This is a genomic window from Halomonas sp. 707B3 (assembly GCF_024158645.1).
In the GTDB taxonomy this organism is placed as follows: Bacteria; Pseudomonadota; Gammaproteobacteria; order Pseudomonadales; family Halomonadaceae; genus Vreelandella; species Vreelandella lionensis.
This window is the reverse complement of record NZ_JAMZBE010000147.1, coordinates 1-8,820: the sequence shown is the minus strand read 5'-3', so window position 1 is coordinate 8,820 and position 8,820 is coordinate 1. Positions and strand designations below refer to the sequence as shown.

Annotated in this window: 9 protein-coding genes; 8 read left to right on the top strand and 1 reads right to left on the bottom strand. The window is 54.3% G+C overall.

Translation table 11 applies throughout. The features are described 5' to 3' along the window. Positions 1 to 291: 291 nt before the first annotated feature. The 6 genes from BIS10_RS15500 (at position 292) to BIS10_RS15475 (ending at position 5,153) form a co-directional block, all read left to right on the top strand. Complete coding sequence (locus tag BIS10_RS15500; protein ID WP_253506441.1) at positions 292 to 1,122, top strand: 3-keto-5-aminohexanoate cleavage protein; 831 nt, start codon at positions 292 to 294, stop codon at positions 1,120 to 1,122. Between the two features lie 511 nt (positions 1,123 to 1,633). After that, on the top strand, positions 1,634 to 1,972 hold the full coding sequence (locus BIS10_RS15495) for a tRNA-binding protein (RefSeq protein ID WP_083025821.1): 339 nt from the start codon (positions 1,634 to 1,636) through the stop codon (positions 1,970 to 1,972). A gap of 96 nt (positions 1,973 to 2,068) precedes the next feature. Continuing rightward, positions 2,069 to 2,524 (top strand): hypothetical protein, encoded by a 456-nt coding sequence (locus BIS10_RS15490; RefSeq protein WP_083025822.1) that lies wholly within the window; start codon positions 2,069 to 2,071, stop codon positions 2,522 to 2,524. A gap of 23 nt (positions 2,525 to 2,547) precedes the next feature. Beyond that, positions 2,548 to 3,126, top strand: coding sequence for a hypothetical protein (locus BIS10_RS15485; protein WP_207953640.1), 579 nt, complete (start codon positions 2,548 to 2,550; stop codon positions 3,124 to 3,126). Positions 3,127 to 3,232: 106 nt separating this feature from the next. Next, the gene (locus tag BIS10_RS15480; protein ID WP_083025824.1) at positions 3,233 to 3,853 is read left to right on the top strand and encodes a hypothetical protein; all 621 of its coding nucleotides are present in this window, start codon (positions 3,233 to 3,235) and stop codon (positions 3,851 to 3,853) included. A 211-nt stretch (positions 3,854 to 4,064) separates the two neighbouring features. Beyond that, on the top strand, positions 4,065 to 5,153 hold the full coding sequence (locus tag BIS10_RS15475) for an FAD-dependent oxidoreductase (RefSeq protein ID WP_083025826.1): 1,089 nt from the start codon (positions 4,065 to 4,067) through the stop codon (positions 5,151 to 5,153). An 18-nt stretch (positions 5,154 to 5,171) separates the two neighbouring features. Here BIS10_RS15475 and BIS10_RS15470 read toward each other — a convergent pair whose 3' ends face one another. Next, positions 5,172 to 6,059 (bottom strand): LysR family transcriptional regulator, encoded by an 888-nt coding sequence (locus tag BIS10_RS15470; RefSeq protein ID WP_083025827.1) that lies wholly within the window; start codon positions 6,057 to 6,059, stop codon positions 5,172 to 5,174. A gap of 130 nt (positions 6,060 to 6,189) precedes the next feature. Here BIS10_RS15470 and BIS10_RS15465 point away from each other — a divergent pair, with 130 nt between their 5' ends. Then, a complete protein-coding gene (locus tag BIS10_RS15465; RefSeq protein WP_083025829.1) occupies positions 6,190 to 7,800 on the top strand; it encodes an NADH-quinone oxidoreductase subunit L in 1,611 nt (536 codons plus the stop codon). Further along, the coding region (locus BIS10_RS15460; protein ID WP_253506438.1) for a putative inorganic carbon transporter subunit DabA at positions 7,797 to 8,820 on the top strand (1,024 nt) is incomplete at its 3' end. The genes BIS10_RS15465 and BIS10_RS15460, both read left to right, overlap by 4 nt.

Genomic DNA, 8,820 nt, shown 5'->3' with positions numbered 1-8,820 from the left:
CATGGCACTGTCTGGGTGAATGGCGATAATGGCTATATTGCCATGCAGGTCAGTGGGTTAGAAGTGCTTCCGGGGGCCGGTCTCACGGATTCAGGATTATGAAAAGCAAAATGAGCGGTGTTTTAATCGCCCCAGTGTCAGTGAGTGCAGCCGTTAATATCTAACAAGAACGTATACAAGTGTTTGGCGCGCTTTTATTAACTGCTTTTCTTAATGTTAGGTGTTAGCCGTAGTACATCTAACGTTTATTTCTATCTTGATTTCTTCTTATAAAAATAAAGCGAGGTGTTTATGTCTCAGCCGTGCATTATCTGTGTTGCCATTACGGGAAGCCTGCCACGTAAAGAAAACAATCCGGCGGTGCCCATTACCGTTAATGAGCAAATAGAGAGCACCCAGGCAGCCTTTGAAGCCGGGGCCAGTATTGCGCATTGCCATGTGCGTAACGACGATCAAACGCCGTCATCCGACCCAGAAAAATTTGGCCGCCTGATGGAAGGGCTCAAGAAACACTGCCCGGGCATGATTATCCAGCTTTCCACCGGTGGCCGATCTGGGGCTGGCGAAGCTCGCGGCGGCATGCTGCCGCTGAAACCGGATATGGCCAGCCTATCGGTGGGCTCGAATAATTTCCCCAGCCGCGTCTACGAAAATCCTCCCCAACTGGTGGAGTGGTTGGCAGACGAAATGCTCAAGTACAACGTGAAGCCTGAAATTGAGGCGTTTGATCTCTCGCACATCCATCAGGCGGTCGCGCTTTCAAAGCAGGGCAAGTTAAAAGCGCCGTTATACGTTCAGTTCGTTATGGGGGTAAAAAACTCAATGCCCGCCGACAAACACAGCTTTGACTTCTTCATTGAAACACTCAAGCGACTAGCCCCCGACGCCCAATGGTGCGGCGCAGGCATAGGAGCCAACCAATACCGGCTTAACGAATGGTCGATTGCCGCAGGCGGCCATACCCGTACTGGTCTTGAAGACAACGTGCGGATAGATCGCGATACCCTAGCCGCTTCCAACGCCGCCCTGGTCGATAGAACCGTCGCGCTGTGCGAAAAATACCAGCGCCCGGTTGCCACCTGGCAGCAAGCCCGCGACATACTGGGACTGCCAATGGTGTAAGGCTATGGGTAGGTGCTGCTTTAGAGGCAAAACAGTGGCAGTGAGAGTAGTGTGCCGATTTTGTCTATCTCGAAAAGTCCTTTCACGAAAGGGCTTTTTCTTTTGTTTACCCTATATCTTCCAGCAGGCCAGTGCTTAGCGCAAAGGGTGTATTTCACGGCGTCACCATCAAGGCAGTACCTATCCATAGCTGATACCGTGTTCAATAGATAGACGCTCATTGCCGTATACGAGACGCGTGACAGAGGCTGCTGTTTTCGCTACTGTTGGTTAAGGATGATGAGCTTTCCTTGTTTTGACGGCTTTCGACCCAAAGCGGTCATGCCGGGAAATGCAGCAGGCGCGCGAGTTTTGTATATATAGCCTAATTTAAATTAATTTATATAAGAATCATAGGCTTGGGAAAATCTGGTGGGCTGCATTTGCCGGACAAAAGTGCCAGCACGTTCATTCAATCATAGAACGCGCTGTCTAATACGCTGTTATGCACACAAAGTATTTAAGGTGAATTATGGAACATATTGATTGGGGTGATTTTCAAAAGGTTGATATCCGCGTTGGAACCATTGTCGATGTAGAAGACTTTCCAGAGGCTCGCCGACCTGCTTATAAGTTACAAGTGGATTTTGGAGAAGAGCTTGGTATCAAAAAATCTAGTGCGCAGATCACTGATTTATACACCAAAGAAGAGCTGTTGGGTAAGCAGGTGCTGGCAGTCGTAAACTTCCCACCAAAACAAATTGGCCCCATCATGTCTGAATGTTTAGTCACTGGGTTGCACCGGCCTGATGGTTCTGTTGTGCTTTCAACCGTTGATATGGAGCTGCCAAATGGAGCTCGGTTGGCATAACAAGCCGCTCAAATTCGTTCCGGCTGCAAAAAACGCAGCCTACACCGGACTCGCTAACGCTCGCCGTTTAGCGGGGCGTTAAGTGTCAGGGAAAATATGAAGCGCTACACCTACGAAAATACTCTAAAGCAGCAGGCTGATGTTCTGTGTTATGCATTCTCGCCTGATCTAATTGACGCGTCTGAAAATGAACTGAAGCAGTTTTTGCAGGTTCTTTGCCAGCATTTCCCTAAAACCGAAAATGGGGATGGCTTGTTTAAGCCAATGGACAATCAGGCATATATAAATACGTTTAATAATGCTTACTCGAATGTCTTCCGGCTCATCGAAGCAAAACGTACCAAAAGGCGGCACTGGCAAATGTACTGGTTGGCCCTACTAACGTTACTGGTTCTTGCCGTTACATTGGGTAATGACATATACACCAAAAAGCAAAGCAACAGCGATCAATCAACGTCGGCAACACTTAACAAGTCAAAGCACTCGGACTTGGCAAAGCTGTCACCTTTTTTGTTCCAAAAAAGTCGCCAACTTCACCAGGCCGGTGTTTGAGGCGTTAAGTGTAAGGAGGCAAGATGGAAGCCAAGACTACTAAACCGGACCGCATTGAAGTGTCAAATCACTTTTTTCACGACGCGCTAGATTTTCAAATTAGATTCGATCACTGTTTTTTTAGCGATGGCCCGCTTTTCTTTACGCCCAGGTCAAGGCGCGCTAAGTGCTTTATCGATCTTAGAATGGGAATTGAATCAATACTAAAGTCATTTCTCAGTTACTTTCACAGCGGTGATAAAAAAGGCAAGGAACTGGTTAAGTGGGTCGAGAAATACAGCCATAGAGTGCGTGAAATGCTGAAAGATGCCGAGCCTTATCTTCAGCCCGGCTTTAAGGATAAGTACGGAGATCAAATTTTAAGCCTCGATTCTTTACCTGTCGGCCTTAGGTACAGGCTAGACGCATGGGACTTTAGAGGAAATAAAGAGGATTTCTATTGTGACACAGTTGGGTGCGACTCGTGGCTTCAGCTATTGCATGAAGCGCTCAAAGAATTGATACAGTTCATGAACGAAAACCTGAAGCAACATACTAGGATTTTGGGCAGTGCAGAGTTGTGGGATGAACTGGTTGCGCCTCACTATGAGAAGTACACTTAACAAACACATTATGGCGCCACTACGTGGCTGGGACGGCTTGCACTGCGCTCGTTCCTCGCTATGTTACAGCCGCCCCATATGTGGGCGTTAAGTTTCAGGAGGAGTCGTGCGAATCGAAATAGGTACGGAAACGGATTCAGATCACTGCAAAGCAATTACGCATGAATATTATAAGTGCAGAGATGCTTTTGAGAGATTTCGAGTCACAGCGGAAGGGATAATTCTTTCAGGCCAAAATAAAGAAATTTCTTATCGGGCCTATAATGCGTATTCATATTTTATCCATCATTTGTATGAGTTTTTAATGGCTTGTCATGCAAGAGATGCTGGAAATACCAGCATTACTAATAAGCGAGGCCCAGAACGTACAGAGTATCTTGACTTACTGTTAACTGGTGATGCTCACAGAGTTGTTAAAGCAAGGATAGACCGGATTAGCCAAGGAAGAGCCCCAAGTTGGGAAAATCATATTTCTTATTATGAAGGCTTACTGCCAATTCCAGAGAATTTTGGAGAGGGCTTTCGCACTTACAGAAACAAGGTTTCAGGTCACGCCTCATTTGAACGAGTATCCGAATTAAATTTAACGGAATTCTATAAAAAGTATCACCCATACCTTTATCTTCTATACAGGGATGTTGGTGGAATGTGGGGACGTGATCTCGAAGAGTTTCCATGCTTAAAAGACGTAACAAGCTTCTTCGAAACCATCGCAAATGGAACTTAACAAGTCGCGGCATTTCGCAGCCTTCGGTTGCCGAACGCTCGCAAGCTGGCGCCGTTGCGCCAAGCGTTAAAGCGCTATATCAGTGGCTCCTGAAAGGCTGCTCTTGGCCGTTAGCTGACTCAAATACAGCAGCACTCCCTTTATCCAACCACCCCAAAACCCACCCAGCTAAGCTATCCTCCCAACCCTAACCCACCACCGAGACCTCTTCATGCAAACAACACGCATCGTCATCGTGGGCGCTGGTTTGGCGGGGCTGTATGCTGCTTATTTATTGGAACAGCGGGGCATCACCGATTACGTGGTATTGGAAGCGCGGGAGCGTGTGGGTGGGCGTATTGCGTCACTGGTGCCGGATGAGGCCCATGCTTCTGAAGTGTTTGATCTGGGGCCTTCGTGGTTTTGGCCAGGGTTTCAGCACGCGCTGGGGGCGCTGGTGGAATCGCTGGGGCTGTCGTCGTTTGCTCAGCATGAAACGGGCGATATGGTGGTGGAGCGCTCTCACCAGATGCCGCCTGTGCGTATGCAGGGCTTTGCGAATCAGCCGTCTTCGATGCGGCTACAGGGCGGCATGCAGGCTTTGATTGATGCGTTGCGCCAGCGTGTTGAATCTTCGCGACTTCACACCGGGCAGGCGGTTCAGGCTATGTCGCTCAATCGCAATGGCCATGTGGTACTGGCGTGTGCGAGCGGGCAGCGTTACAGCGCGCAGCACGTGCTGCTGGCAGTGCCGCCCAGGTTGGCGGCGCAGGCGATAACCTTTACGCCACCGCTGCCGGAGCGTCTTGCCCACCAGTGGGCCAATACCGCGACTTGGATGGCTCCCCATGGCAAATACGTGGCGCTGTATGCCACGCCTTTTTGGCGAGAGGAGCAGCTTTCCGGAGAGGCGCGTAGCTTGATCGGCCCGCTGGGCGAAATTCATGATGCATCTCATCCGGATGGTCACGGAGCGCTGTTTGGCTTTTTTAGCATACCTGCCAGCGCACGAGCGCAGATAGGCGATGAGGCGCTGCGCCAGCATTGCCGCGCACAGCTAGCCAGGCTGTTTGGCCCGGAAGCGGCTAACCCAAAGCAGGATGTGATTAAAGACTGGGCGCAGGAATCGTTCACCGCTACCCACACCGATCAACAACCTAGCGAGCATCATGGCATGGCACCGCCTGTTCGCGCTGCCGATGGGCCTTGGCAGCCTTGCTTAACCGGCATTGGCAGCGAGTGGGGCGAGCAGTATGCCGGTTACTTGGCAGGTGCCCTTGAAGCCGCCGAACGTGGCGTAGCGGATGTGTTGGCGAAGTAGGGCGCTTGTGCCCAAGCGCTAATCCAGCAGCGATTCGCCCGAGCGCGTGAGCAGCGCTTTTAAGCTAGGGGATTCAAACCGGCGCTGAATGGTAATTGCGTAGAACTCCTCCCATACGCCGGGCAGCGCGCCGTAATCTTTGAGCGTGCCGTTGTGCAGCTCGTCGCGCACCACCACGGGGGGCATAACGGCAATGTGCTGCGTGTCCCGCGCCAGTAGGCGCATCATCGCCATGTCATCTACCTCGGCGGCAATTTTGGGCGTTAGCCGGTAGTGGCTGCACAGCTGGTCAAAGGCGTGGCGAGTGGCGTTTTCCACCCCAGGCAGAATAAACGCGTGACCGCTCAGGCCGTTGGGAAAGCTGGGTGGCGGCGAGAGGTGAGGCGATGCAATCAAACTCACCGGCTGACGTGCCAGGCGTTGCGAGCGCCAGGGGTGTTCGCTATCGCCACGCACGGGTTGGTTAGAGAGCACTACGTCTAACTTGTGAGCAGAAAGCCGCCTTAGCAGGTCATCCATGCCACCGCTTTGCAGTATCAAATCCAGGTCGTCTCGGCCCAGCAGTGGCCGTACAAATCCTTCCTGAAAGTTGCGCGATAGCGTGGCCACTGCGCCTACGCGCACCACCTCGCGGTGGGCGTGGCCGCCTTCAGCAAACAGCGCGCTCAGCTCTTCGCCTTGGGTGAAGATGGTTTCCGCGTAATCAAACGCCAGCCTGCCCGCTTCGGAAAGATGCAGCTGCCGCCCTTCGCGAATAAACAGCGCTTGGCCCAAGCGCTCCTCTAACTGGCGAATTTGCTGGGAAAGCGACGACTGTGACACGTGCAGAGCTTCGGCCGTGCGCGTCAGGTGGCCCGATTTCGCCACTTGCCAAAAATAGTACAGATGATGGTAGTTGAGCTTCATGGCAGAGGGGCCTCAGGCTGCGTGTTGGCTATTCGTTCTGTTTTAAAGAACGATTTATCAAAAATAAACTATTTTTTATATGGTGACGAGCTGGGCATAGTCGGTGGCATACGACTAAGGGGGAAAGGCTATGCCAAATTTCGTCGACATAACGGTGCTATCCATAACGGTGCTATCACTACTGGCGCTGTGGTTACTGGTCCCGGTTTCGCTGTTAGTGATGGCGGGCGTCAGCGCACGGGCCAGCACGCCCGCATCGCTGAAGCGCGCTTGGCAAATAGGCCGCTGGTTAACGGCAAGCGCGCTGGTCGCGAGTCTAGCGGTGGGCGGGCTACTGGTGCTGGATGCGCTGGGTGTACCTACCGGCCTGCCCGAAGCCGCTCAGCCGCTGGGCTTGTATCCGGATGGTTTGGCCGTGTGGATGGCGCTACTGATCAGCTTGTTAGGCACGGTGCTGCTGCGTTTTGCAGAGAACTATCTAAAGGGCGATCGTGGCGAGCGTCGGTTTTTGCCCTGGTGCTTGGTGGTGCTGGCAAGCGTGATGCTGCTGGTCTTTACCCATCACCTAGTCGTGATGCTGATTGCCTGGGTGGGCGTGAGTGTGGCGCTGCACCACTTGCTAACGCTCTACCCTGAGCGGGTTGAAGCCCAACGGGCGGCATGGCAAAAATTTGTGGTAAGCCGCTTAGGCGATGCCGCGCTGATTGTAGCGGTAGCGCTTCTCTACGCACGCTTCGGTACCTTTCAGCTACCTGAGCTGTTTGCGGCCGCTGCGGCGTCCTCTAGCGGCTGGCAGGTGGAGGCCGCCTCAGTGGCGCTGGCCATCGCGGCACTGTGCAAATGCGCCCAGGTGCCGATGCATGGCTGGTTGATCAAAGTCATGGAAGCCCCCACACCGGTTTCCGCGCTGCTGCATGCGGGGGTGATTAACCTGGGGGGCTTTGTGTGGCTGCGTTTGTTCCCGGTGTTTGATGGCCTAACGCTGGGCCACTACCTGCTCATTGCGGTGGGTGGTTTTACCGCACTGGTCGCGGTGATGACGATGCTGACCCAAACCTCCGTCAAGCATGCTCTGGCGTGGTCTACCTGCGCGCAAATGGGCTTTATGCTGTTCGAAATTGGCGTAGGGGCGTACACCTTGGCGCTGGCTCACCTGTTGGCGCACTCGCTTTACAAAGCTCACTCCTTCTTGGCGTCTGGCCGTACCGTGAGGGCCTCGCGCTGTGAGCGCCTGCCGCTTGCGCCGCTGCGTCAGCGCCTTTCTCTTGCGCTGCCTGCGGCCGTCGTCGCGGCGATGGTACTGATGATATGGCCCTCGCTGGTTAGCCATAATCCGCTGCTGGGTGCACTGCTTAGTTTGGCGGTGGGCAGCACGCTGTTGGGCATGCCGGTAGGCACAGCCAAACCCAAGCGTTTAGCGCTGGTAGGAATGGCGCTTACCCTGGTGCCGCTGTATGCCTTGCTACATAGCGTGTTGGCACCGGCGCTGTCCAGCGCCTACACGCCCTTAACACTCACGGCAGGCCTTTTAGGGGCACTGATGCTGGCAAGCCTAGTGCTGGCCGCAGGGGCCGTCACGCTGTTCCCTCAGGCTGCCTGGGTAGCCCGCTGGCGTGTTCACTTTAGCCAGGGGCTTTACCTGGCACTGCCGTTTCAGCGTGCGGTGGATGCGGTAGCCCCCGTTCGTGCCTGGTCGCGTCCTTCATCGCTTGCCCCTGGTTTAAAAGGAGAGTGGTCATGAGTCAGTCTATTGCCGTAGACACATCCTCACACCATTCGTCAGTGCCGTCGCCAGAGCAGTATCGCGATGCGCTAAAGCGCGCGACCGACGCCATTGCCCCGGTGTGGCCGCTGGACCAGTGGATTGCGGTCAACCCCTGGTGGGGCCTGAAGCATCAACCCATTGAGCAGGTGAGCCACGCGCTCAGCCGCCGGGCCGGACAGCCGATGACCATGCCTGCCGAATTTTATCGTAACGCTTGGGAATCGGGCCGGGTTACTCCGCAAGACCTACAGCAGGCGCTGCGCCAAGGCGGCTACGCTTATACCGAGCAGAGCCTAATGAGCTACTTGGCAACACCGCCAAAGCCGGTAACGCCGCTACGCAGCGCCTGGGATTCCCTGGCAGGGCATGATGGGTTTGACCCGCTGGCGGAGAGCTGTGCGAGCTACTTCGATCACCATCAACAGCGCTGGGCAAGCCGTGCTGTGCCTTCGCTTTATCACTTCTGGAAAACGGCGGCACAGCACGATCTGCGCTGGCCTAAAGCGCAGCGCCAGGCGTTACAAGCTCTGCCAGATGACCCCACAGCAGCGGTTGAGCAAATAGCCGAGGATTGGGCGCTCACCCCGGAAGCGTTTGAGGCGCTAGCCCACACGCTGCTGCTACGGGTTAACGGCTGGGCTTCCTGGTGCCAAGGCATTGGTTGGCATACTGCCCACCAGCAGGCAGAGGCGGGCATTACCCAGCTGGCTGCCATGGTACTGGCATGGGAGTGGATAGGCGTTGACCAGCTCACCAGCATCCAACAGAGCGAGTGGTTTGCCCAGTGGCAAACCGCCGATGCGGCCATTACTTCTCCGCATGAGGCGCTGTGGTGTTGGCAGCACGCCTATGAGTTGGGCTATCAGCGGGCGCTAGCCGCGACGTTAGCCGCGCCGAGTGCCGAGCCTTCCTCCGCTCCCAAGGTACAGGCTGCGTTCTGTATCGACGTGCGCTCTGAGCGGTTTCGTCGCCATTTAGAACAGGCTACGCCTACCG